This is a genomic window from Sphingomonas populi (assembly GCF_004208535.1).
GTDB classification, from domain to species: domain Bacteria; phylum Pseudomonadota; class Alphaproteobacteria; order Sphingomonadales; family Sphingomonadaceae; genus Sphingomonas; species Sphingomonas populi.
This window is the reverse complement of the sequence record NZ_SGIS01000004.1, coordinates 61,157-83,900: the sequence shown is the minus strand read 5'-3', so window position 1 is coordinate 83,900 and position 22,744 is coordinate 61,157. Positions and strand designations below refer to the sequence as shown.

Here is a 22,744-nt window from a genome sequence, read left to right as displayed (position 1 = left end):
GAAATCAGCCGCGCGGCATCTGCAAGGATGCGAAGCAGGTGAAGCCGCTCGTCCCCGAATGGAGATTGCGGACATACTTCATATACGCCTGGCTGCGCTCATATTCGACGCCGGGCAATTGGCCACCGGCGAGCGCCTGCTTGACGTCCTCGCCCTTGAGCGGCTGGCGCGGCGGCGCGAACGCGCCCGCCGTCCCGCTCGCCACGACCGATCCGTCGGCGGCGATCCAGCCGCTGGCACGCGCCGCGTCGGGCACCGGGATCTGGCAATGCACGATCGACACCGCTGTGGAAGCAAGCGCGGGGCGGATCGACACGATCGCGCTCGCGCCGACCGCGCCGAGCATCAGCGCGCGCCGGCGGGTGGGGACACCTTCACGCTCGGGAATCTCGTTCCGCTGCTCGCCGTCTTCGCTCATCGACCGTCCTTTATGGGCATAGCCCTTTCACAATCATAAATGGCTGGCAAGCAAGGCTATCGCGGTTAACGATGTTTCGGATAGGGACACTGGCGTGATCCGTGCGGGCCGGGCGACGTCGAAGCCCATGCCTGTGGACACGTCCTCCGACTTCGCTCAGGACGAGCGGAACGCTGGGTCGCTCGGAAGGCAGCAGGAAACCGCATGATCAACGGCTTCGGTCTTCGCACGCTCGCCGCGATCGGCATCATTGTCGTCGCGAGCGTCGCGGTGTTCCTGATCGGCGACCTGCAGGCGAGCCTCATCACGCTGATCGGCGGCATCGCGGCGGTACTCACCGCTGCCGGCATCGGCGATGGCGAAGACGCCGCATCGCCCGCGCCCGCTGCCGACCCCACCCCGCCGCCCGATCACATCCCGGCGGTGATCGACGCGATCGTCGAGCCGATCCTGATCGTCACGTCGGGTCAGGTCAGCCACGCCAACGTGGCTGCGCGGACTCTGCTCGGGCAGCACATCGTCGGGCAGGACGTGCGGCTCGCGATCCGCCATCCGGGTGCGGCCGAACGGCTGATGAGCCCGCCCCGCGAAGGCGCGCAACCGCCGGTCAACCTCGTCGGACTCGGCGCGCGCGAGCAGCGCTGGGAAATGCGGATCGGCGATGCCCATGACGGGGCGGCCGGCGGGCGGCGGATCGTCCACCTCGTCGACCAGACCGGCAGCTATGCGGCCGAACGGATGCGAGTCGATTTCGTCGCCAACGCCAGCCACGAACTGCGCACCCCGCTCGCCTCGATCCTCGGCTATATCGAGACGCTCGGCGAGGAGGCAGGCGACGAGAAAGATTTACGCGAACGTTTCCTCAAGATCATGTTCGATGAGGCGCGGCGGATGCAGCGGCTGATCGAGGATCTGATCTCGCTGTCGCGGATCGAGGCGGAGAAATACCGCCTGCCCGATCGTGCGGTCGATCTCGCCGGGCTGATCGATGAAGTGCGCGGCGACATTCTCGATGCGCAGGGCGAGGATGCCGTGCCGATCCTTGCCGATCTCGCCGCCGACGTGCCGCCGGTATCGGGCGATTCCGCGCAGCTCAGCCAGGTGCTGTACAATCTGATCGGTAACGCGATGAAATACGGCCGCAAGGGCGCGCCCGTCACGATCCGGCTCGAACGGTTGCCGACCGGCATGGTGCGCTTCGCGGTGAGCGACGAAGGCGACGGCATTCCCGCCGAGCATATCCCGCGCCTGACCGAGCGCTTCTACCGCGTCGATACCGGCCGCAGCCGCGCGGCGGGCGGCACCGGGCTTGGCCTGTCGATCGTCAAGCACATCGTCGAGCGGCATCGTGGCCGCCTCGATATCGAGAGCATTATCGGTAAAGGCACCACTGTGGCGGTGATGATTCCGGCTCACGGAAGCGCAGTCATAAAACGGTAACCAAACCGTCACACAGGCTGGTGTTGCGGGTGATAGCGCGGCGCGGGGTGATCCACTTGCCCCGTGGGGAGGTCTTCATGCACAGGATGATTGCGATCACCGCCGCGTCGATGCTGGCGGCAGTACTGGGTGGCTGTACCGATCAAGCGGGCGGCGGCGGCGCCGGTTCGCGCGACCAGATCAAGGTGGTCGGTTCTTCGACCGTCTTCCCGTTCACCACCATCGTCGCCGAACAGTTCGTCGAAAAGACGCCGGGCGTGAAATCCCCCGTCATCGAATCGACCGGCACCGGCGGCGGCATGAAATTGTTCTGCGGCGGCGTCGGTGCCGCCCATCCCGATATCGAGGACGCTTCGCGCCGCATCAAGAGTTCCGAATATGCCACCTGTAAGGCCAATGGCGTCGGCGACATTCTGGAAGTGCAGGTCGGGCTCGACGGCATCGCCTTCGCCGAAGCGAAGAACGGCCCGGGCATGCAACTCACCACCACCGATCTCTTCAAGGCGATGGCCGCCACGATCGACGGCAAGCCCAACACCGCCAAGACGTGGCAGGACGTAAACCCGGCGCTGCCGACGACCCCGATCCAGATCTATGGCCCGCCCGCGACCAGCGGCACGCGCGATGCGCTCGCCGAACTGATCCTGGCGCGCGGGTGTGAAGCGCTGATGCCCGATCTCGCCGACCTGCGGGAAAAGAACCCCGCCGATTTCGCCCAGAAATGCACGCGCATCCGCGAGGACGGCGCCTATATCGACGCCGGCGAGAACGACAATCTGATCGTCCAGAAACTCCAGTCGAACGCGAACGCGATCGGCATCTTCGGCTATTCCTATCTCGAAGAGAATAAGGACAAGCTGAACGGCATCTCCGTCAACGGCACCGAACCGACTTATGAGACGATTTCGCAGAATCGCTATCCCGGCTCACGCCCGCTCTACCTCTATGTAAAGAAAGCGCATCTCGGCGCGATCCGCGGCCTGCGCGAGTTCCTGAAGTTGTACGTCGCATCGTGGAATCCAGGTGGTCCGCTCGTCGCCAAGGGGCTGATCGCCTCACCCGAAGATGTCCGCAAGAAGGCGGCGTCGGTGGTGAGTTGGGAAACCCCGCTCGACCCCAAGACGCTACCGTAACGCCACCGCCCGCCGGCTAGGTCGGCGGGCACCCTCCTTTTTCTGATCGAGCCATTCTTGTCCATCTTGGTCCTCTTCTTCCTGATTACGGGGCTCGGCCTGATCGCCTGGCTGAGCGCGCGGATGCGCGCGGCACGCTTCCGCCGCGCGAGCAAGGCGCGCTTCAGTTCGCTGCCGTCGCATTTCGGCGGGTTCGTCGCGATGTGGACGGTGCTGCCGGCCGCGATCTTCCTCGCGGTGTGGGCGTCGTGCGCGCCGGGACTCGTCACCAATCGCGTGCTGACCGAACCCGCCGCCGCGCATCTGCCGCCGCCCGGGTTCGAGCGCGCTGCGATCCTGTCGGAAGCGCGCTCGATCGCAAGCGGTGACGGCTTCGGCACGCCCACCCCGCTCGCCGCGACGCTCGCGCCCGCTTATGCCGCCGCGCAGACCCGCGCCGACTGGATCGGCGCCGGCGTCGCTCTGCTGCTCGCCTTCGCCAGCGGGGCGTGGGCATTCACGCGGGTCCGCCCCGATTTCCGCGCACGCAACCAGATCGAGCGGCTCGTCATGGCGCTGCTGCTCGCCGCCGCACTGGTCGCGATCCTGACGACGATGGGAATCGTCGCCTCGCTGCTGTTCGAATCGGCGCGCTTCTTCGGGATGGTGCCGATCGGCGAGTTCCTGTTCGGCACCCACTGGAGCCCGCAGGTGATCGACCCGCGCGATCCCGGCGCGTCGCTCGGCGCGGTGCCGCTGTTCTGGGGGACGTTCTTCATCGGCGCGGTGATCGCGATGTTCGTCGCCATCCCGCTCGGGCTGATGAGCGCGATTTACCTGACGCAATATGCGCGCCCGAGCGTGCGGATGTGGATGAAGCCGCTGATCGAGGTGCTCGCCGGCGTGCCGACCGTCGTCTACGGCTATTTCGCCGCGCTGACGGTCGCGCCGCTGGTGCGCGATTTCGCGGTCGCGATCGGCGTGCGATGGGCGAGTTCGGAAAGCGCGCTCGCGGCGGGCCTCGTGATGGGCATCATGATAATCCCGTTCGTCTCGTCGATGGCCGACGATTCGATCACCGCCGTCCCCGCCGCGATGCGCGATGGCAGCCTGGCGATGGGCGCGACCCAGTCCGAGACGATCCGCCGCGTCCTGCTCCCCGCCGCGCTCCCCGGTGTGGTCGGCGGCATCTTGCTGGCGGTGAGCCGCGCGATCGGCGAGACGATGATCGTGGTGATGGCCGCCTCGGGCGTCGCCACGCTGACGCTCAACCCGTTCGCCAGCGCGACCACCGTGACCAAGCAGATCGTCGACCTGCTCACCGGCGAGGCCGAGTTCGACAGCCCCAAGACGCTCGCCGCCTTCGCGCTGGGGCTGACCCTGTTCGTCATCACCCTGCTGCTCAACATCGTCGCGCTGACGGTCGTCAAACGGTATCGCGAAGCGTATGAATAGGGTCGCCATCGCTTTCACCGTTCGCCCCGAGCGAAGTCGAGGGGCCGTCTCGGCTCCGCTCGACGGGGCGCCTCGACTTCGCTCGGCACGAACGGCGTTGGGGAGCGGCGTATGACTGAGCGAGCGTCCATTGGCACACCCGCGCCGACCGACTGGCGCGATGCCGCGCACCAGCGGCGCATGGCGAAGCGCTATGGCGCCGAGCGCCGCTTCCGCTGGCTCGGCCTCGGCGCGGTGCTGATGTCGGCGGGGTTCCTCGTCGTGCTGCTCGTCTCGATGCTGTCGGCAGGGGTCAGCGGCTTCGTGCAGACGCAGATCGCGCTGCCGATCGATTTCGCGCACAGCCGGCTGACGATCGACCCTGCCAAGCTGCGCGGCCCCGGTGCGGACCTCGCGCTCGCCGCCGCTGATCTCGGCGGCGCGACCGATGCCGCCGCGATCGCGGCCTACGGACCGGAGGGCGATGCCCTGCTGTCCGATGGCGCGTGGACGCGGGTGCGCGACCAGCTCAAGGCCGATCCGTCGCTGCTCCACCGCCGCGCGACTGTGTGGGTGCCCGCCGCCGACCGTATCGATATCGCCGCGAAGCGCGAAGGCGCACCCGCCGACGAGGCGATCGTCGCCAAGCTCAATGCCGCGCACGCGCTCAAGACCAGCTTCAACAGCTTCTTCCTGACCAGTTCGGATTCGACCGATCCGACGATGGTCGGCATCTGGGGCGCGCTCAAAGGCTCGCTGCTGACGATGTTCGTCACGCTGCTGATCGCCTTCCCGGTCGGGGTGCTGTCGGCGCTCTATCTGGAGGAATACGCCCCGCATAACCGCTGGACCGATCTAATCGAGGTTTCGATCAACAATCTCGCGGCGGTGCCGTCGATCATCTTCGGGCTGCTCGGGCTGGCGGTGTTCCTCAACACCTTCCACCTGCAGCGTTCGGCGGCGATCGTCGGCGGGCTGACACTGGCGCTGATGACGATGCCGGTGATCGTCATCGCCAGCCGCAACGCGATCAAAGCCGTGCCGCCCTCGATCCGCGACGCCGCGTTCGGCATCGGCGCCAGTCCCGTGCAGGTCGTGTTCCACCATGTCCTGCCGCTGGCGATGCCGGGCATCCTCACCGGCACGATCATCGGCATGGCGCGCGCGCTCGGCGAGACCGCGCCGCTGTTGATGATCGGGATGCGCGCGTTCATCACCGCACCGCCGGGCGGCCTGCGCGATCCGGCAACGGTGCTGCCGGTGCAGATCTTCCTGTGGTCCGATCAGGTCAATCGCGGCTTCGTCGAGAAGACCAGCGCCGCGATCCTCGTCCTGCTCGTCTTCCTACTCGCGATGAACGGCGTCGCGATTTACCTCCGCAACAGATTCGAGACTCGCTGGTGACCGCTGCCCCCCACAAGATTTCCGCCCGTCACGTCAACGTCTTCTACGGCGACAAGCAGGCGATCAGCGACGTTTCGATCGATTTCGACCGCGATGTGGTGACCGCGCTGATCGGCCCGTCGGGCTGTGGCAAATCGACCTTCCTGCGCACACTCAACCGCATGAACGACACGATTCCCACGGCGCGGGTCGAAGGCGAGATCGACCTCGACGGCGAGGATATCTACGCGCCCGAGATGGACGTGGTGCAATTGCGCGCCCGCGTCGGCATGGTGTTCCAGAAGCCGAACCCGTTCCCCAAGTCGATCTTCGAGAACGTTGCCTATGGCCCGCGCATTCACGGCCTCGCGTCTAACCACACGCAGCTTTCCGACATCGTCGAACGCTCGCTCAAGCGCGCCGGCCTGTGGGACGAGGTGAAGGATCGCCTGTCGGACAGCGGCACCGCGCTGTCGGGCGGCCAGCAGCAGCGGCTGTGCATCGCCCGCGCGATCGCGGTCGATCCCGAGGTGATCCTGATGGACGAGCCTTGCAGCGCACTCGACCCGATCGCGACCGCCAAGATCGAGGAACTGATCCACGAACTCAAGGGCCGCTACGCGATCGTCATCGTCACGCACAACATGCAGCAGGCGGCGCGCGTGTCGCAACGGACGGCGTTCTTCCACCTCGGCGCGCTCGTCGAATCCGGCTCGACCTCGGACATCTTCACCAATCCGCGGCAGGAACGCACCAAGGATTACATCACCGGCCGGTACGGCTGAAGGACGCGCGCATGGCCACTTACGAACATACTATCAAGGTTTTCGACGACGAGATCGGCCAGTTGCGCGGGCTGATCGCGCAGATGGGCGGGCTTGCCGAACAGGCGATCGGCGACGCGATCGAGGCGCTCAAGCGCCACGACCTCGAAACCGCCGCCGAGATCGTCCGCAACGACAAGAAGATCGACCAGCTCGAGGTGCAGGCCGAGGAACTCGCCGTCCGCATCATCGCGCTGCGCGCGCCGCTCGCCGACGATCTGCGCGACGTGGTGGCTGCGCTCAAGATCGCCGGCGTGATCGAGCGGATCGCCGATTACGCCAAGAACATCGCCAAGCGCACGCCACTAATCGATTCGCACAGCGAGATCGAGCCGCTGTCGGTGCTGCCGGCGATGGCTGCGCTGGCGATCGAGATGGTGCATGATGTGCTCGACGCGTTCGCCGCGCGCGACCCCGAGGCCGCTCAACAGGTCTGCGCACGCGACCGCGCGGTCGACGATTTCTACAACAGCCTGTTCCGTGTGCTGGTCACGCACATGATGGAAAATCCCGCGACGATCGGCCAGGTCACGCACCTGCTGTTCATCGCCAAGAATCTGGAGAGGATCGGCGATCACGCGACCAACATCGCCGAGATGGTCTATTTCGCCGCGACCGGCACGCACATGGCCGAGCGCGATCGCGGCGCCTTCGTAACGCGTCAAGGGGAGTAAGCACATGGCCCGGGCCAAGATGTTGCTGGTGGAAGACGATGCCGCGCTTGCCGAATTGCTGATCTGGCACTTCAAGCGCGAGGATTTCGACGTGAAGCAGACGCCGGACGGCGAGGAGGCGCTGCTGCTCGCCAAGGAGAACACGCCTGATATCGTCCTGCTCGACTGGATGGTCGAAGGGCTGTCGGGGATCGAAGTGTGCCGGCGCCTGCGCCGCATGCCCGAAACCGCCAACGTGCCGATCATCATGCTGACCGCGCGCGGCGAGGAAGAGGATCGCGTGCGCGGGCTGGAGACCGGCGCGGACGATTACGTCACCAAGCCATTCTCCCCGCGCGAACTGGTCGCGCGCGTCGGCGCGGTGCTACGCCGGGTGCGGCCGGCGCTGGCGGGCGAGCAGCTCACCTATTCGGACATCGAGATGGACACGGTCGGCCACAAGGTCCGCCGCGCGGGCGAGGTGATCCCGCTCGGGCCGACCGAATTCCGGCTGCTCAAGCATTTCCTCGAACATCCCGGCTGGGTGTTCTCGCGCGAGCGGCTGCTTGATGCGGTATGGGGGCATGACAGCGACATCGAGAGCCGCACCGTCGACGTCCATATCCGCCGCCTGCGCAAGGCGATCAACGGCGACGACCGGCCGGACATCATCCGCACGGTACGCTCTGCGGGGTATGCGCTGGATTCGGGGGCTTAACCGTCTCCGATGGTCGGTTCACCGGCAAACCCCGGCAAATTTCGAATCGCCAGCGAAACGAGGGAGCCTTGCGCGCCGACGTGCGTTGGACCGGCGCGCAGTGGATAAAGCTGCCCGTTATTGCAGGAGTGAACCGATGAAGCTGATGATGCTCGCCGCGTTGGCGGTTGCCACCCCCGTCGCTGCCTTCGCCCAGATGGCACCGGCCCCCGAAGCCCAGACCGCTCCCGCCGCGCCGGCGGAGCAGGCCGCACCCGCGCCCGCCGCTGATCCGGCGGCCCCCGCTGCCGCGACGGCACCCACCGAGGCGGCCCCCGCAGCCCCTGCTGCTGCTGCCCCGCAGATGGGCGCGCCGGTCGCCAACCCCGCGCCTGCGGCGCAGGACAGCTATCCGGTCTGCTCGGCGAGCGTGAAGGACCAGTGCCGCGAAGGCGCCGGCGGCGCGCACAAGGCGCATCGCAAGCACAAGAAGTAAGCCGATCGGGGCGGGTGCGTGAGCGCCCGCCCCTTTCCACAACGTCTTCTACTCCACCGCAACGATCCGCGTGCCGATCCGCTCGGCCTCGCTCGCGTCGTGCGTCACCATCAGAATCGGCAACCGCACCGTATCGCGGATATGCTCGATCGCGGTGAGGATCTCCTCGCGCCGCGCACGATCCAGCGACGACAGCGGCTCATCGAGCAGCAGGAACGCAGGCGCGCCGAGCAAGGCCCGGCCGATCGCGACCCGCCGCGCCTCACCGCCGGACAGCGTTCGGGGCCAGCGATCGAGCAAGTGCGCGATGCCGAGAAAGCCGATCGCCGACATGTCCACTTGCCCGCCCGGCGCGCCGTAGCGCAGATTGTCGCGCACGCGCAGGTGCGGAAACAGCCGGGGTTCCTGGAACACATAGCCGGCGCGGCGCCGTTCTGGCGGCAGGTCGATGCCCGCGCGCGCATCGAACAAAGTTTCACCGCTCACGCGGACATAGCCCGCGTCGGCCGCAGTAACCCAGCGATCATGTTGAGCACGCTCGTCTTGCCTGCCCCCGACGGGCCGAACAGCACCGTCGCGCCCTCCCCGGCCTCCAGCGCGAACTCGATCCGCGTCTCACCGAGTTGCTTGGTTAACCGCAGGTCAAACGCCACCCTGCCCCCTCCCCGCCCGGCGTATGAGCAGTTCGGACACGATCAGCGCCGCCAGCGACAGCGCGACCGAGATCGCCGACAGCCGCCATACCAGCGCATCGCCGCCGGGTTGCTGCAACGCGCTGTAGATCGCCAGCGGCAGTGTTTGCGTCTCGCCCGGTACGTTCGAGACGAAGGTTATCGTCGCGCCGAATTCGCCCAGCCCGCGCGCGAAGCCGAGCACCAGCCCCGCCGCCACACCGGGTAGACTGAGCGGCAGCGTGATCGTGCGGAACACCCGCCAACGCCCCGCGCCGAGCGTGCGCGCGGCATTCTCCAGCCGCCGGTCGACCGCCTCGATCGACAGCCGCATCGCGCGCACCATGAGGGGCAGCGCCATCACCCCAGCCGCAATCGCCGCGCCGGTCCAGCGGAACAATACGGTGACGCCGAACGCGTGATCGAGCCAGTGTCCGATCGGGCCGGTCGGCGCGAACAGGATCAGCAGCACCCAGCCGGTCACGACGGGCGGCACGACCAGCGGCAAGTGAACGACCGCATCGACCAGCAGTTTGCCGGGAAAGCGCACGCGGGCGAGCAGCCAGGCGAGTGCGAACGCCAGCGGCAGCGTCACCGCCATCGCGACGAGACCGACGCGGAGCGAGAGCGCCACGATCTGCCATTCGGTGGGGGTCAGCATCGCGCGGCCGACTTTCTGCCGTTCCCCCGCGAAAGCGGGGGTCCAGAGCCAAGCAGTGCAGCGTTCGTGACTCTGGACCCCCGCTTTCGCGGGGGAACAGGTGTGAACCGCGTGCTTGCCTCTCCAAAGACAAATCCGCTCGCACTGAGCGATGTCGAAGTGCGTGCCTCAAGCGCGCCGTTCCGGGCACGTCCTGCGACTTCGCTCAGGACGAAGGGGGGGTGTTGGGCAGCGCCCTTTCCCAAGCCGTCGCTCACGTCGCCGAGAAACCGTAGCGCATGAAGATCGCCTTGCCAGCGCGGCTGAGCAGGAAGCGGCGGAAGGCTTCGCCCTCGGGGTTGGTCGAAGCTGCGAGCCGCGCGACCGGATAGGTGATCGGCGGGTGCGTATTTTGCGGGAACACACCCGCGATCCGCACCTTGGCCGAGGCGCGCGCGTCGGTCGCGTAGACGATGCCGAGCGGCGCCGCGCCGCGTTCGACCAGCGCCAGCGTCGCGCGTACGTTCTCCGCCGAGACGATATGCGGCTGCACCGCCGCCAGCACGCCGAGACGGGTCAGCGCGATACGACCGTACTTGCCCGCAGGCACCGCCGGATCGGCCATCGCCAGCGGCCCCGCGCTCAGGAACCGCCCGAGCCGCGCTCCGCCCGCTGGCGCGCGCGCGGTGCTGCCGGCGGGTGCGACGATCACCAGCCGGTTGCCGAGGAAGGTCGCGCGCGTCGCCGGCACGATCAGGTGCTTCGCCGCGACGTAATCCATCCAGTCCTCATCGGCGGACACGAACAGATCAGCACGCGCACCCGCTTCGATCTGCCGCGCGAGCGCGGAAGAGCCGGCAAACGACACCACCGGCCGGGGATGCCCCTGCGCCGCCCAGGCATCGGCGGCGGCGGTCATCGATTCCTGCAGGCTCGCCGCCGCCAGCACCAGCGGCGGTGCGGGCGGCGCGGCGACGGCGGCGCTCCCGGTCAGGAGCAACAGGAGCGCGGCGAGCAGGCGAGTCAACATATCCGCCGATATACAGCGTTCGAGCGACGGCGCTACATCGTCACCCGTCCGGTCCGCGCGAGCTTGCCCCAGCCGACCTTTGGCCCGCGCAGCGCCTGCGTGATCGCCTTGAGCACGACATAATACATCACCTGCCGGTAGCCGATCCGCTGCGGGATCAGCAGCCACAGCAGCTTCCAGTTCTCACGCCGCTCAAGCGCGAAGGCGATCGTCGCGGCAAGCAGGTCAATCGCGGTGAACACCAGCCAGTAGATCAGCATCGTCTCGACATCATGCTGGGTCTGCGCCCAGCCATGCGCGCGCACCGCGATATAGGTCATGACGAAGCTGACGATCAGCGCGAGATCGATAATCGGCGAGATCGCCGCGAGCACGATCTGGAACAGGATCGCCTGCGGCAACCCGACACGGGCGAGCCCGGCGGGCTTGCCGCTCGCCATCACGCCGCCATGCTTCCACAGACATTGCAGCGTGCCATAGGCCCAGCGGAACCGCTGCTTGGCGAGGCCCTTGAAGCTCTCCGGGCTTTCGGTCCAGGCGACGGCATATTGATCGTAATCGACCCGCCAGCCCGCACGCTGGATCGCGATCGTCAGATCCTGATCCTCGGCGAGCGTGTCGTCGGGATAGCCGCCGACGCTCTTGATCGCCTCGAGCCGCCACGCGCCGACCGCGCCCGGCACCACCGTCATCGCGTTGAGCCGCGCCAGCGCGCGCCGCTCGAGGTTCTGCGCGGTGATATATTCGAGCGCCTGCCAGCGCGTGATGAGGTTGACGCGGTTGCCGACCTTGGCGTTGCCCGCGACCGCGCCGAGCCCGGGATCGACGAACCAGCGCGCCAGCCGTGCGATCGTGGTCGGCTCGAACTGCGTATCGGCATCGAGCGCGATCACGATCTCGCCGGTCGCGAGCAGCAGCCCCTGGTTGAGCGCACGCGCCTTGCCGCCATTCTCCAGCGTCAGCAACCGCACGCTCGGCTCGTCGGCGAAGGCGGTGCGGACGACCTCGCTGGTGCGGTCGCTCGATCCGTCGTCGATCACGATCACTTCGAGCCGCACATCGGTACTCGCCAGCACGCCGCGCACCGCGCGTTCGATCACGGTTTCCTCGTTGAAGGCGGGGATCATCACCGTCACGAACCGCGTCGGGTCGATCGCGGGGAACACCGTGCGCCCCTCGCGTCGCGCCTGAATCAGCGCCAGCGCCGACAAAGTGAGCGCGCGGGCGATGCCGATCGTGATCGCGAAGAAGAAGATCCATCCCAGCCCGACCACGATCGAGCCGAGCGCGGTGAACACGAACAGATCGGCCGAGGACGCGAGCCGGTCGCTCTCCGAAATCGGCGGCATCGCGACATTGCGGGAAATTCCGGCCAGCGCGGAAACCGGCACGAAGCGGATGCCCTTGGCGCGAAGCTGCTCGATGATCTGCGGCAAGGCATCCACGGTCTGCTGGCGATTGCCGCCGCCATCGTGAAGCAGGATGATGTTGCGGCTGCAACTCGCGTCCGAATTCGCATCGCAATGCGGCGGCGGCACCACTTCCGAGAGGACGGTGTCGACGATCGCCGGCGCGCCCGGTCGCTTCCAGTCGCCGGGATCGACGTGCAGACCGACCGAGATGTAACCGCGGTTCTGCGCCTGCAGCGCCGGCTCGATTTCGTCGGCGGTGGTCGGCTCGGCATCGCCGAAATAGGGGGCGCGAAACAGCCGCAGCGATCGGCCGGTGAACGCCTGGAACAGTCGCTGCGTGGTGTTGAGCTGAAATGCGGTCTCGGTGTCGGTCGATCCCGCCATGTTGGGATGGGTGTAGCTGTGGCTGCCGACTTCATGCCCCTCGCGTACCATGCGTTCGAGCAGCGAGCGCTGGGTCAACGCATTCTCGCCGATCACGAAGAACGTCGCCGGCACATGCTCGGCCTTGAGGATGTCGAGAATCTTGGGCGTCCAGGTCGGATCGGGACCATCGTCAAAGGTCAGCGCGACATAGCCCGGCTTGTAGCCGGTGCGCTGCACCACATAAGGCGACGGCAGCCGCGTGAAATCGACACGGTCGATCGTGCCATTGGTGGCGGTGGCGTTTCGCACGCCGGTGACGGGGACGCCCGCTATCTTGAGGATTTCGCCATTGCCATCGATATCGACATCGGTGCCGACGGGAATCGTGTTCATGACCGACGGCGCCGGCAACGCGCGGTGTGCGCGGCCGAAGATCGACCACAGGCCGGGATCTTCCGAGCCGAGCCGCCACAATGCCACCGCGCCGAGCTTGGCGCGGTTGAGGAAGCGGATCTGGTTGTAGGCTGAGGGCGCGTCGAGCAGCCACAGGACATGGCGGACGTTGCCATCCTGATAGGCGAAGCTGGTGTTGCCGCTCGCCGGGTCGAACACCGGCGTCGCGCCGGATTCGCGCGCGGCCTCCCACGCTTCGTCGATCGCGACCGGATCGCCACCCGAGCTGCTGTCGCTGTGCCAATCGTAGCCGTAATTGCCGATCGCAACGACGATCTTGTTGCGCGGCACGCCCGACGCCGCGCGCACGACCGCATTCTCGAACCACGCCTGCGAGGCAATCGGGCCGGGCGGGCTGCTCAGTTCATGCTGGTCATAGGCCATCAGGAAAACGCGATCGACCACGGTGGCGAACGCCTTCACATCCCACGCATTCTCGCCAACCGGCACCGCGATCGCCACCACCCAGCCGCGCTTGGCGAAGCGCGTCTTGGCTTCGCGCAGGAATGCGCGGTAGTCGGGCAGGGTCTTGCGCGGCAGTTCCTCGAAATCGAAGAACACGCCGCCGGCCTGGTTGGCGACCAGCCACGGTTCGAGCTTGTCGAGCAAAGCGCGGCGGGTGGCCGGATTGTGGAGCAGCGCGGCCATGCCGGCGCCGTCCCAATTGCCCTGTTCGGCGTTCTGAATCATCGGTAGCAGCAGCGGCCGGCGCACTGCGCGGTTGAGGATCGCCTTGCCTGCGGTATCACGGAACACAGTGATGTGGTGGGTCGGCCCGGTGACGCTCACCCAACCCGGAATCAGCCAGTCGAGTTCGTTGACATGGCGGCGCAGCGACGCGGCGCTCGACGGGTCCCACGGCACATGGAAGGCGATGGCGAGCGGTACGTCACCGGCTGGCTTGACGCCGCGCGGCGGTGCGCCGGTGAGCATCCGGGCGTAATCGAGCAGTTCGCGGCGGGTGCGTTTGAGAAACGGCTCATGCGGCGCGGGCAAGCGGACGAGCGCGGCATGTTCGGATTCGACCGGCAGCAGCGGCGCGGGCGGCACGATGCCGATCGACAGCCCCAGCGCGACGATCGACAGGATCGCCAGTATGATGAACGCGCCGACCGCCAACGCGAACCGCCGCCGCCTGCGACCCGATGCATCGAAAAAAACCGGCGAATTCGCCATATCTGAAATAGTCCCCGTTACGGACCTTCCCTTACCAGCGCGATCGCCTACCCGGAAGCGGGTACGCCGATGACAAAACGTTCATCGCGGCGCACCGCCGCGTGCAGCAGAAAACCGCGGCGAAATGGTCGCGATGCGCAGTTTTGGCTTGCGAGCGCTCGATCTCGCCGCTAGGCGCACTCCCCTGCAATGTGTCGGGGCGTGGCGCAGTCTGGTAGCGCACTGGTCTCGGGGTCCAGGGGTCGTAGGTTCGAATCCTATCGCCCCGACCATTGCAGCAAATCCCCCGAAAAGATCGAGAGACCCTGAGCATCGGCTGCGTCGAAGGACGCGGGCCGTGTTTCGGCGTGAATCCGCTTGTCGAATGTCAGCGCGTTTCTCGCCGCCCCTTAGCGGAAGCGGCGAGTTGCGGCGCGATCAGCCTTTCTTGGCGGCCAGCGCCTTCACCGCCGCCATCGTGCCCGAGACATGGCCCTCGGGGCTCGGCTCGGTCAGCGCGTAAGCGATCGTGCCGTTCTTCGCGATCACGAACGAGGTGCGGTTCGACCAGCCGGCCTTTTGCGGCAACGTCACGTCATAGCCGGTGATCGTCGCAGGCGTCGCGACGCCGACCGGGAATTTGTTGCGGCATTCGGTGACCGAGAATTCCTTGATCCGCTCGGCATTGCCCGCAGTCAAACCGATCAGCGTCGCGCCGAGCTTCTTGTACTCGTCGGCGGCTTCGGCGAATTCATGCGCCTCGATCGTGCAGCCCTGCGTGAACGCGGCGGGGAAGAAATACAGCACGACCGGCCCCTTCTTCAGCGCGCTTTGCAGCGTGAAGGAGAAGGATTTGCCGCCCACCGCCGCCTGCGTGGTGAACAACGGCGCCTTCGCCCCGACGGCGAGCGCGGCATGCGCGGGCGCGGCGAGCGCGAGCGAACCGGCGGCAAAGGCAGTCAGAAACTTGAGCATCATTGTTCTCCTACAGGAACCGAGGTGTCGATCCCCGCCGGCACAGTGGCGCACCGGCGGAGAAACGGCGGTTATTGCGTCGGGCCGAGCTTGGTGTTGAGCACCCAGCCGACATTGTCGTTTTCGTCGGCGACTTCCCACCACAGGCCATTCTTGTTGCCGGTGGGATAGACGATCGATCCCGGCGTCAGCGTGCGGACCACCTTGCCGCCCGCCGATGCGGTCGCGCGCATCGTTACCGGCGCGAGCGCGCTGAACGTCTTGGAGGGGGCGGCCTGCGCGGTGCCGGTATCGCCCGGCGTGACGAGACCGAGATCGCGGACCAGCTTCGAATAGGCCTGGATGAACGCCAGCGTGACGATCTTGCCGATATCGGTGTTGTCGTAACCGCCGCCGACCACGCCGCCGCCCGCGAAGCCGCCGAACACGCCGCCACCGCCGCCGAAGCTCAACGAGTTCTTGGCGGCATAGCCGTCCTCGGTCGCGAGCGTCTCGGTGGTGCGGACGTTGGTGATCGACAGGACGACGTTCGCCTCCTGCTTGCGGCTGCGAAGGCCGCCGACGAGCCCGCCGACCGGGCCGCCGATCAACCCGCCGATGCCGGCACCGATGCCGCTGCCGCTGGCGTTGCTGTTGGCGGACTGCACTTCGGCCTGCATCACGTAATCCGCCGCCTTGATCTGGCCGACGCCGACGTTCGAGCCGCGCTGGAGACCGAGGCCGCCACCGATATCGCGCTCACGCTGCGCCGCCTGAAGGCCGGTGCCGCGATCGACCAGGTTGAAGCAGCCCGAACGCTGCACCAGCACCTTGAGCAATTTCTGAGGCGGCGCGAGGCTATACTGGGTCCAGCCACGCGGATCATCACCATCGACGATCGAGAGCGTGCCGAGCTTCTTGTAGCAATGCGGCACGTCATTCGCCGTTGCTTCCTGAAGCTTCTGCGCGCCCGAAGGCCGGGCGAGCCGTTGCGCGGACCCTGCCACGGGCGCCATCGCCACACCTGCCATGAGCACCGCCGAAATCAGTTTACGCATCGATTACCCCTGTCTTGATTTCGCCCGCGCCGATGCTTCGGCTGTGGGCACTCCTGGAAAGTTAGACCGCGACCTCAAACGCCGATCGCGTACCATTTCACAGGCGCAATCGCCAGTCTCTTGGCGCATGCTTTGGCTTATCGTCCAAGCAATGCTATCGGCGCGGTCACACCCTGCATCACAGAATGGCCGACGTGACGACTCCACTCGAAAAGATCCGTAATTTCAGCATTATCGCCCATATCGATCATGGGAAGTCGACGCTTGCCGACCGCCTGATCCAACAGACCGGCGGCCTCACCGCGCGCGAGATGTCCGAGCAGGTGCTCGATAACATGGACATTGAGAAGGAGCGCGGCATCACCATCAAGGCGCAGACGGTGCGCCTGTCGTACACGGCCGACGATGGCGAGACCTATACGCTCAACCTGATGGACACGCCGGGGCATGTCGATTTCGCCTATGAGGTGAGCCGCAGTCTCGCCGCGTGCGAGGGCGCGTTGCTCGTCGTCGATGCCGCGCAGGGCGTCGAGGCGCAGACGCTCGCCAACGTGTATCAGTCGATCGAGCACAATCACGAGATCGTGCCCGTCATCAACAAGATCGATCTGCCCGCCGCCGATGCCGAGAAGGTCAAGGCCGAGATCGAGGAGGTGATCGGCCTCGACGCGAGCCAGGCGGTGCTGACCTCGGCCAAGTCGGGCATCGGCATCCGCGAGACGCTCGAAGCGATCGTCACGCGAATCCCGCATCCCAAGGGCGACGCCACCGCGCCGCTGAAAGCGATGCTGGTCGATAGCTGGTACGACCCGTATCTCGGCGTCGTCATCCTGATCCGCGTGATCGACGGGGTTCTCAAGAAGGGCCAGCACGTCAAGTTCATGCAGGCCGGCACCGAGCATCTCGTCGACCGGGTCGGTTGCTTCCGCCCCAAGATCGAGCAGCTCGCCGACCTTGGCCCCGGCGAGATCGGCTTCATCACCGCGCAGATCAAGGATGTCGCGCAGGCGCGCGTCGGCGATACGCTGACCGACGTGAAGCGCCCCGCGCTGGCGGCGCTGCCGGGCTTCAAGGAAGTCCAGCCGGTGGTGTTCTGCGGGCTGTTTCCGGTCGATGCCAACGACTTCGAGAAACTGCGCGAGAGCATCAGCAAGCTGCGGCTCAACGACGCGAGCTTTTCGTTCGAGATGGAAACCTCGGCGGCGCTCGGCTTCGGCTTCCGCTGCGGGTTCTTGGGCCTCCTGCATCTGGAGATCATCCAGGAGCGGCTGACGCGCGAATATGATCTCGACCTCATCACCACCGCGCCGAGCGTGGTGTATGAGATCGAACTGGCGCATGGTGGCGGGCATCTCGAACTCCACAACCCCGCCGACATGCCCGATCCCAACAAGATCGAGAGCATCGCCGAGCCGTGGATTCTCGCGACGATCTATGTGCCCGACGAATATCTCGGCTCGATCCTGAAATTGTGTCAGGACCGGCGCGGCATCCAGAAGAACCTCACCTATGTCGGCGGGCGCGCGCAGGCGACCTACGAGCTGCCGCTCAACGAAGTCGTGTTCGATTTCTATGACCGGCTGAAGTCGCTGTCGAAGGGCTATGCGAGCTTCGATTACACGCAGATCGGCTACCGTGAGGGCGATCTCGTCAAGATGGGCATCCTCGTCAACGAGGAGCCGGTCGATGCGCTGAGCATGATCGTCCACCGCAGCACCGCCGAGGTGCGCGGGCGCGGCATGGTCGAGCGGCTGAAAGAGCTGATCCCGCGCCACCTGTTCAAGATCCCGATCCAGGCGGCGATCGGCGGCAAGGTGATCGCGCGCGAGACGATCAGCGCGATGCGCAAGGACGTGACCGCGAAATGCTACGGCGGCGACGCGACGCGCAAGCGCAAGCTGCTCGACAAGCAGAAGAAGGGCAAAGCGAAGATGCGCGAGTACGGCTCGGTTTCGATCCCGCAGGAAGCGTTTATCGCAGCCCTCCGAATGGGCGACGAGAACTGAGTGAGCGCGTCAGGCTAAGCGCAGCTTAGCCGAGGATCGAAACCAGCCCGGCCGGCGGCGCGCCAGCGCCGTCCGACGACGCGGCTTTGCCGCGGCGGACCAGAGCATCAGCACTGAATCAGCCGCAAATACTCCGGTCGTGCTCGCGCCAAGTCGCTCATCGGGCCATCGCGGGTCACGACGATCAGATCGTTGACCCGCGCGGTCGCGATGATGAAGCAATCGCCCGGATCGCCGATCCCATAAACATCAGGCACACGCGCCGCTTCCAGCGCGATCCTCGCGCCGATCGTCGCCAGCCTCGCGCCACTCGTCTGTCGCACGCGGCGAAACCACGTTGCGGCATCGTCTCCGCTGAGATCGGGACGGCGCGCCGGGTTCGCCTTGCGAAGCGCCAAAGCCGCTTCCCATGCGCTGATCGGAGAGACGAAGAGCGTGCCATCCCGCTGAGCAGTGGCGATCTCGAAAACCGCTTCGCCTTCGAGCGGTGCGCCGGCGTTGAACCAGATCAGCGCATTGGTATCGAGCAGTAGCCGCGCCATCAGCCCGGCTTGTGCGCGGCGATCGCCTTTTCCTTCGGCTTTACGTCGGCGGCCTGCGCGGCAATCGGCTTCGAAAGGTCGATCCCGTCGCGGACGACATATTCGCCGGACATCGCGCCATAGCCCCTGAGCGCGAGTACCGTGCCGCTTTGGGAATCGCGAATCGTCGATGGCGAATCCTTGCCGTTCGCAGCGATGCTGAAACGCCCTGTCGATCGGTTGCGAGAGACTTTGGCCATGTCTGGAAGATAAGCGCGAAAAGGTCCGGCAGCAAGAGTTTCGCCTGTAAGCGAATAAGGGTTAGCGCGCGAGGCCAAATGCGGTTTAGCTAGCATCGGTACAACCCCAACGGGGACAAGGCGAAAGCAACGCTATTTATAAGCGGTCGAGTGTAAAACGCCGGGAGGATTTCACATATGATTGACCTACGGGATACAATCGCAAATATCAAAACGCATATGACCGACGGATCGGCGCGCGCAATGACTTACGCCGCGCTAGAATGTCGCTTAGCGATTGAGCGCATCTGTTATGACAGATTGGCGAGAGCGCACGATTATATCTCCCATGAAGAGATTCGCCGCTGGCCGCCGCGACATGTGATCAAGGTTCTGGAAGAGGATGTCGATCCGCATGTTGCATCGACATATACGATCAGCATGGCTCGCCATCCGCCCGCCGAGGGCGACGATCTCTCCACGCTCGAATACGTTCCGCTCGGCACGCAGCAGGGTTTCGACGGAAGGCTGATCACCAAACTTTGGAATGGCTTGGCAAATACTGCCCTTCATGTTTCGTTGCCTAAATCAAGCGCCGTGCAGGTCGAACATTTCGGCGATATCAAGGCGATCCGAGAAAAAGTAGAGCAAGCGCTCATAGAGATTGAACGAATCGCAAGCGGAACCTTGACTTCAACAGGTATCGGCCCGGAGGTTTCGTTCATCTGTGACTGTGGAACTCGCATCAAGAGACGCTCCGAACTTCTGTCCGCGGGCAAGGTAATCCACTGCATAAACCCGCACTGCACGGAAAGTTTTGAGGTAGAGCTTGCTGAAAAGGAGATAACTTTTGTTTTGCGAAAGGTGCATGCAACCTGCACATGTAGAAAGATACATCACTTTCCCGTAAAACCTTTGGAAAATATGCGAGTTGGAGAGATTCGAAAATTCCTATGCAGTTGCGGTGACGAAATCGTTTTCCACTGCCGAATTTTTTATGGCACTTCGAAACCTGGGAAAATGGAGAGTACGACTGGTTAGGCACTTACCGCCGAGATGACCTCTTCGAAGGATCTGGCACAAGCGTTCATTTTGATCGCTGGACAGCCGCCTACCCCCTACCCCCCACCCTCCCCACACCACGCCGCCCACCCCTCCTCCGTCGCCGCCGCTTCCCACAGCGCCTGCGCCTCGGCCATCCGCCGGCACGCCGCGTCCTGTGCCGCATACCGCTCCTTCATATGCAGCCCGCCGTGCATGGCCGGAGACCCAAAAGCCTGGGCGGGCAGCTTGACCGGGGGGCGGATCAGGCCGTCGTCCGCCCATGCGGCGCGGCGGGCGCGGTCGAGGAGTTTGCAGACCGGGGTGGTGTGGGTCGGCAGGTCGTGCATAGTGCCTTCGCTCCACAAGGCGAGCACCGCTTCTGGCGCGCCGGCGCAGTCGAGCATCATTTCCATGTAAAAAATCTGGCGCATCGCGAAGTCGGCGCCGGCGAAATCGCCTTCCCGCCGCGCGTTGCGTTCGGTGACGACCTTGCCGATGTAGAGCTTGAGCGTCCGTTCGAGCCACGACCTGTCCGCCTTCGGCTTTTCGGCGGTGGCGGCCTCCGCCGCTTCGGCCTCGGCGGCGCGGGCCTTGCAGACCGGGCAGTTCTCCGCCGCCTCGCGCGCGATCGTCTCGGGGTTGCGCGTGCCGTGCGCGAGCCCCGGCCCGCCGTAGCGATCGGCGAGATGGTGGCGCAGGATGAACATCAGCAGCCGATCGTTGTAGCGGCGTTTCTCGCCGACCTGCTCGCCGCGCCAGTGGATCGGCACGGGCACGCCTTCGATCGCGCGTTCGATGGCGATATCGGCGAGGCGCTGGACACCGTGATCGAGCGCGGCGATCCAGGCGGCGCGGAAGCCGTCGGCACCGGGCTGGCGGCGCAGGTAATAGGCGCCTTCGTAGCTCATGTTGATGCGCGTGGCGGCGGCCTTGACCGATCCGGTCTCGGCGAGCGCGGCGATGAAGGCGCGCTGGCGCTCCGCCGTCCAGCCGTCGTAGCGGTATTTGCGGGGGACCGGCTCGAAATCGAGCGCGGGGCGAGCTGTGGGGACGCGGTTCTGCATGGGCGATGCATCTAACCTATTTGGTTCGCATAGGACAGCGGCGGCGGGCATGGCCTTTCCCGGGCCGGTGGCTTACCAGCCAGCCGACGGGGTGGCCGCGTGGCCGACGCCATTCGATACTACGGAGGAAACAGCATGAGCGACGACGAGTACGTCTATGACGAGGACAGCGGCGAGTGGGTTTCAGCGGCGGACCTCGCCGAGAAGACCAAGCTGGCGTCGCAGGTCGAGGTGCGTGACGCGGTCGGCAATCTGCTCGCCGATGGCGATCAGGTGACGCTCATCAAGGATCTCGAGGTCAAGGGCGCCGGCCAGACGCTGAAGCGCGGCACGCTGATCAAGTCGATCCGGCTGACCGGCGACGCGCAGGAAATCGACTGCCGCTACGATGGCATCAAGGGCCTGGTGCTGCGCGCAGAGTTCGTCAAGAAACGCTGATCGCGGTTCGGGCTTAGCGTTACGACGCCAGCCGCGCGCGGCTCATGCGGAGCGTCGCGATCAGCCCGGCCTCCGCCCAGTCGTAGGCGATCGTGCCGCCGAGCTGATAGGTCACGGTGCGCTCGACGAGCCGGGTGCCGAAGCCGCCCTCGTGGCGCTCGCGGACCTCCGGCCCGCCATGCTCCAGCCAGGTCAAGACGATGTCGTCCTCCTCGGCGACGCTCGACACGTCGAGCGTGCCGGCCGAGACCGACAGCGCGCCGTATTTCATCGCGTTGGTGGCGAGTTCGTGGATCACCAGCGCGAGGCCGGTCGCGGCCTTCTCGCCCACGCCCATCCGCTCGACGGCGACGCGGATGCGCCCCTTGAACGCGCCGAGATCGTCATAGGGTGCGAGCAGCACGGAGAGCAGATCGCCGAGCAGCGCGGCATCGCCCTGCCCGGTGGGGAGCGGACGGACGAGATCGTGCGCGCGGCCGAGCGCCGAGAGGCGGTCGGTCAATTCGCTCGCCATCTGTTCGGCGCTGTCGGCCGAGCGCGAGGAGATCGCGGTCAGCCCCGAGGCGATGGCGAGCAAATTCTTGACGCGATGGCTCATTTCGCCGGCGAGCAGCTCATGGCCTTCCTCGGCCTGTTTGCGGCCGGTGACGTCGAGGAAGATGCCGTACATCGTCCGCCCGACGATGCCGACATCCTCGCCCTGCCCGCGCGCGGATACCCAGCGCACCTCGTCGCCGATCAGGATGCGGAAGTCGGTCTCATACGGGCCGAGGATCGCGCGCGTCGCGGTGAAGGCGGAACGGACTCGGTCGCGGTCGGCCGGGTGGATGCGCGACGACAATTGTTCGAACGTGACGGTCTTGCGGTCCGGCAAGCCCCACAAGTCCAGGCCGATCGCATCCATCGTGAAGCCATCGGTATCGACATTCCACGCCCACAGCGCGACCCCGGCCGCGACGATGGCGCGGCGGAGGTGTTCGGGGCGCCACTCGTGACGCTCGGGCATGTCAGCAACCACTTCGAATTCCTCAGGTGCTTCCGGCACGACCGCACCCCCGCCTTAGCCTGCCCGCGCCCTTCGGCATAGCGACAAGCGGAGGGCGGGCGGCCACGAAAAAGCCCGGGTGCCGTTTCCGGCGCCGGCCCTTTCCCGTCGCGTCTTTGCGGATGCCAGCCGAAGGGCCGCAGCGGACAGGATATGCCGTTCTATCGCGCATTCCATTTGTTGCACTGCGG

General features: G+C 66.0%; 21 protein-coding genes, 1 tRNA gene and 1 pseudogene. 12 read left to right on the top strand and 11 right to left on the bottom strand.

Translation table 11 applies throughout. The features are described 5' to 3' along the window. Positions 1 to 4 precede the first annotated feature (4 nt). On the bottom strand, positions 5 to 418 hold the full coding sequence (locus EWE75_RS03825; protein ID WP_130155371.1) for a hypothetical protein: 414 nt from the start codon (positions 416 to 418) through the stop codon (positions 5 to 7). Positions 419 to 622: 204 nt separating this feature from the next. Here EWE75_RS03825 and EWE75_RS03820 point away from each other — a divergent pair, with 204 nt between their 5' ends. The 8 genes from EWE75_RS03820 (at position 623) to EWE75_RS03785 (ending at position 8,457) form a co-directional block, all read left to right on the top strand. Next, entirely contained in the window at positions 623 to 1,858 is a 1,236-nt protein-coding gene (locus EWE75_RS03820) for an ATP-binding protein (RefSeq protein WP_130155370.1), read from the top strand. Positions 1,859 to 1,935: 77 nt separating this feature from the next. Then, positions 1,936 to 2,991, top strand: coding sequence for a substrate-binding domain-containing protein (locus EWE75_RS03815; protein ID WP_130155369.1), 1,056 nt, complete (start codon positions 1,936 to 1,938; stop codon positions 2,989 to 2,991). A gap of 57 nt (positions 2,992 to 3,048) precedes the next feature. Continuing rightward, entirely contained in the window at positions 3,049 to 4,425 is a 1,377-nt protein-coding gene (pstC, locus tag EWE75_RS03810) for a phosphate ABC transporter permease subunit PstC (protein WP_130155368.1), read from the top strand. Between the two features lie 111 nt (positions 4,426 to 4,536). Next, the gene (gene pstA / locus EWE75_RS03805; RefSeq protein ID WP_130155367.1) at positions 4,537 to 5,808 is read left to right on the top strand and encodes a phosphate ABC transporter permease PstA; all 1,272 of its coding nucleotides are present in this window, start codon (positions 4,537 to 4,539) and stop codon (positions 5,806 to 5,808) included. Then, complete coding sequence (gene pstB / locus EWE75_RS03800; protein ID WP_427915765.1) at positions 5,802 to 6,572, top strand: phosphate ABC transporter ATP-binding protein PstB; 771 nt, start codon at positions 5,802 to 5,804, stop codon at positions 6,570 to 6,572. The genes pstA and pstB overlap by 7 nt, the downstream gene beginning before the upstream one ends. Before the next feature lie 11 nt (positions 6,573 to 6,583). Next, positions 6,584 to 7,285, top strand: coding sequence for a phosphate signaling complex protein PhoU (phoU, locus tag EWE75_RS03795; RefSeq protein WP_130155366.1), 702 nt, complete (start codon positions 6,584 to 6,586; stop codon positions 7,283 to 7,285). Positions 7,286 to 7,289: 4 nt separating this feature from the next. Then, entirely contained in the window at positions 7,290 to 7,982 is a 693-nt protein-coding gene (gene phoB / locus EWE75_RS03790; protein ID WP_130155365.1) for a phosphate regulon transcriptional regulator PhoB, read from the top strand. Positions 7,983 to 8,118: 136 nt separating this feature from the next. Continuing rightward, positions 8,119 to 8,457, top strand: coding sequence for a hypothetical protein (locus tag EWE75_RS03785; protein ID WP_130155364.1), 339 nt, complete (start codon positions 8,119 to 8,121; stop codon positions 8,455 to 8,457). A gap of 48 nt (positions 8,458 to 8,505) precedes the next feature. On the opposite strand, the pseudogene EWE75_RS03780 reads toward EWE75_RS03785, so the two are convergent. From EWE75_RS03780 to EWE75_RS03765, 4 genes and pseudogenes are all read right to left on the bottom strand, one after another. After that, positions 8,506 to 9,110: pseudogene (locus EWE75_RS03780) on the bottom strand (ATP-binding cassette domain-containing protein). Beyond that, entirely contained in the window at positions 9,100 to 9,789 is a 690-nt protein-coding gene (modB, locus tag EWE75_RS03775; RefSeq protein WP_130155363.1) for a molybdate ABC transporter permease subunit, read from the bottom strand. The pseudogene EWE75_RS03780 and the gene modB overlap by 11 nt, the downstream one beginning before the upstream one ends. Positions 9,790 to 10,042: 253 nt before the next feature. Continuing rightward, positions 10,043 to 10,798, bottom strand: coding sequence for a molybdate ABC transporter substrate-binding protein (gene modA, locus EWE75_RS03770; protein ID WP_130155362.1), 756 nt, complete (start codon positions 10,796 to 10,798; stop codon positions 10,043 to 10,045). A gap of 32 nt (positions 10,799 to 10,830) precedes the next feature. After that, on the bottom strand, positions 10,831 to 14,205 hold the full coding sequence (locus EWE75_RS03765; protein WP_130155361.1) for a polysaccharide deacetylase family protein: 3,375 nt from the start codon (positions 14,203 to 14,205) through the stop codon (positions 10,831 to 10,833). 195 nt (positions 14,206 to 14,400) lie between these two features. On the opposite strand from EWE75_RS03765, the gene EWE75_RS03760 reads away from it, so the two are divergent. Further along, positions 14,401 to 14,477 (top strand) — tRNA-Pro (locus tag EWE75_RS03760). Positions 14,478 to 14,622: 145 nt separating this feature from the next. On the opposite strand, the gene EWE75_RS03755 is transcribed toward EWE75_RS03760, so the two are convergent. Both EWE75_RS03755 and EWE75_RS03750 read right to left on the bottom strand, forming a co-directional pair. Then, positions 14,623 to 15,162, bottom strand: coding sequence for a peroxiredoxin (locus EWE75_RS03755; protein WP_231708196.1), 540 nt, complete (start codon positions 15,160 to 15,162; stop codon positions 14,623 to 14,625). 68 nt (positions 15,163 to 15,230) lie between these two features. After that, complete coding sequence (locus tag EWE75_RS03750; protein WP_130155360.1) at positions 15,231 to 16,196, bottom strand: CsgG/HfaB family protein; 966 nt, start codon at positions 16,194 to 16,196, stop codon at positions 15,231 to 15,233. A gap of 194 nt (positions 16,197 to 16,390) precedes the next feature. Here EWE75_RS03750 and lepA point away from each other — a divergent pair, with 194 nt between their 5' ends. Then, positions 16,391 to 18,202: a translation elongation factor 4 gene (lepA, locus tag EWE75_RS03745; RefSeq protein WP_130155463.1), complete on the top strand. Its 1,812-nt coding sequence runs from the start codon at positions 16,391 to 16,393 to the stop codon at positions 18,200 to 18,202. Between the two features lie 107 nt (positions 18,203 to 18,309). Here lepA and EWE75_RS03740 read toward each other — a convergent pair whose 3' ends face one another. Together EWE75_RS03740 and EWE75_RS03735 are read right to left on the bottom strand one after the other, a co-directional pair. Then, on the bottom strand, positions 18,310 to 18,744 hold the full coding sequence (locus tag EWE75_RS03740; RefSeq protein ID WP_130155359.1) for a type II toxin-antitoxin system VapC family toxin: 435 nt from the start codon (positions 18,742 to 18,744) through the stop codon (positions 18,310 to 18,312). Further along, a complete protein-coding gene (locus tag EWE75_RS03735; protein WP_130155358.1) occupies positions 18,744 to 18,983 on the bottom strand; it encodes a hypothetical protein in 240 nt (79 codons plus the stop codon). Before EWE75_RS03735 ends, EWE75_RS03740 begins: the two co-directional genes overlap by 1 nt. A 177-nt stretch (positions 18,984 to 19,160) precedes the next feature. On the opposite strand from EWE75_RS03735, the gene EWE75_RS03730 reads away from it, so the two are divergent. Further along, positions 19,161 to 20,003, top strand: a complete 843-nt coding sequence (locus EWE75_RS03730; RefSeq protein ID WP_130155357.1) for a hypothetical protein — start codon at positions 19,161 to 19,163, stop codon at positions 20,001 to 20,003. A gap of 77 nt (positions 20,004 to 20,080) precedes the next feature. Here the strand turns inward: EWE75_RS03730 and EWE75_RS03725 are convergent, their stop codons facing one another. Further along, entirely contained in the window at positions 20,081 to 21,070 is a 990-nt protein-coding gene (locus tag EWE75_RS03725) for a hypothetical protein (protein ID WP_130155356.1), read from the bottom strand. A 135-nt stretch (positions 21,071 to 21,205) separates the two neighbouring features. Here EWE75_RS03725 and EWE75_RS03720 point away from each other — a divergent pair, with 135 nt between their 5' ends. Beyond that, a complete protein-coding gene (locus EWE75_RS03720; protein WP_130155355.1) occupies positions 21,206 to 21,508 on the top strand; it encodes an alkylphosphonate utilization protein in 303 nt (100 codons plus the stop codon). 19 nt (positions 21,509 to 21,527) lie between these two features. Here the strand turns inward: EWE75_RS03720 and EWE75_RS03715 are convergent, their stop codons facing one another. Beyond that, positions 21,528 to 22,553: a sensor histidine kinase gene (locus tag EWE75_RS03715; protein WP_231708195.1), complete on the bottom strand. Its 1,026-nt coding sequence runs from the start codon at positions 22,551 to 22,553 to the stop codon at positions 21,528 to 21,530. Between the last annotated feature and the right edge of the window lie 191 nt (positions 22,554 to 22,744).

What these genes read in the sequence shown, in the direction of transcription:
- EWE75_RS03730 (WP_130155357.1), top strand. Translation starts at nt 19,161, where the DNA reads ATGATTGACCTACGGGATACAATCGCAAATATCAAAACGCATATGACC.
- EWE75_RS03755 (WP_231708196.1), bottom strand. Translation starts at nt 15,162, where the DNA reads ATGATGCTCAAGTTTCTGACTGCCTTTGCCGCCGGTTCGCTCGCGCTC.
- EWE75_RS03740 (WP_130155359.1), bottom strand. Translation starts at nt 18,744, where the DNA reads ATGGCGCGGCTACTGCTCGATACCAATGCGCTGATCTGGTTCAACGCC.
- EWE75_RS03725 (WP_130155356.1), bottom strand. Translation starts at nt 21,070, where the DNA reads ATGCAGAACCGCGTCCCCACAGCTCGCCCCGCGCTCGATTTCGAGCCG.
- EWE75_RS03815 (WP_130155369.1), top strand. Translation starts at nt 1,936, where the DNA reads ATGCACAGGATGATTGCGATCACCGCCGCGTCGATGCTGGCGGCAGTA.
- EWE75_RS03785 (WP_130155364.1), top strand. Translation starts at nt 8,119, where the DNA reads ATGAAGCTGATGATGCTCGCCGCGTTGGCGGTTGCCACCCCCGTCGCT.
- pstA (WP_130155367.1), top strand. Translation starts at nt 4,537, where the DNA reads ATGACTGAGCGAGCGTCCATTGGCACACCCGCGCCGACCGACTGGCGC.
- modB (WP_130155363.1), bottom strand. Translation starts at nt 9,789, where the DNA reads ATGCTGACCCCCACCGAATGGCAGATCGTGGCGCTCTCGCTCCGCGTC.
- phoB (WP_130155365.1), top strand. Translation starts at nt 7,290, where the DNA reads ATGGCCCGGGCCAAGATGTTGCTGGTGGAAGACGATGCCGCGCTTGCC.
- modA (WP_130155362.1), bottom strand. Translation starts at nt 10,798, where the DNA reads ATGTTGACTCGCCTGCTCGCCGCGCTCCTGTTGCTCCTGACCGGGAGC.
- EWE75_RS03765 (WP_130155361.1), bottom strand. Translation starts at nt 14,205, where the DNA reads ATGGCGAATTCGCCGGTTTTTTTCGATGCATCGGGTCGCAGGCGGCGG.
- EWE75_RS03820 (WP_130155370.1), top strand. Translation starts at nt 623, where the DNA reads ATGATCAACGGCTTCGGTCTTCGCACGCTCGCCGCGATCGGCATCATT.
- phoU (WP_130155366.1), top strand. Translation starts at nt 6,584, where the DNA reads ATGGCCACTTACGAACATACTATCAAGGTTTTCGACGACGAGATCGGC.
- EWE75_RS03735 (WP_130155358.1), bottom strand. Translation starts at nt 18,983, where the DNA reads ATGGCCAAAGTCTCTCGCAACCGATCGACAGGGCGTTTCAGCATCGCT.
- EWE75_RS03750 (WP_130155360.1), bottom strand. Translation starts at nt 16,196, where the DNA reads ATGCGTAAACTGATTTCGGCGGTGCTCATGGCAGGTGTGGCGATGGCG.
- EWE75_RS03825 (WP_130155371.1), bottom strand. Translation starts at nt 418, where the DNA reads ATGAGCGAAGACGGCGAGCAGCGGAACGAGATTCCCGAGCGTGAAGGT.
- EWE75_RS03720 (WP_130155355.1), top strand. Translation starts at nt 21,206, where the DNA reads ATGAGCGACGACGAGTACGTCTATGACGAGGACAGCGGCGAGTGGGTT.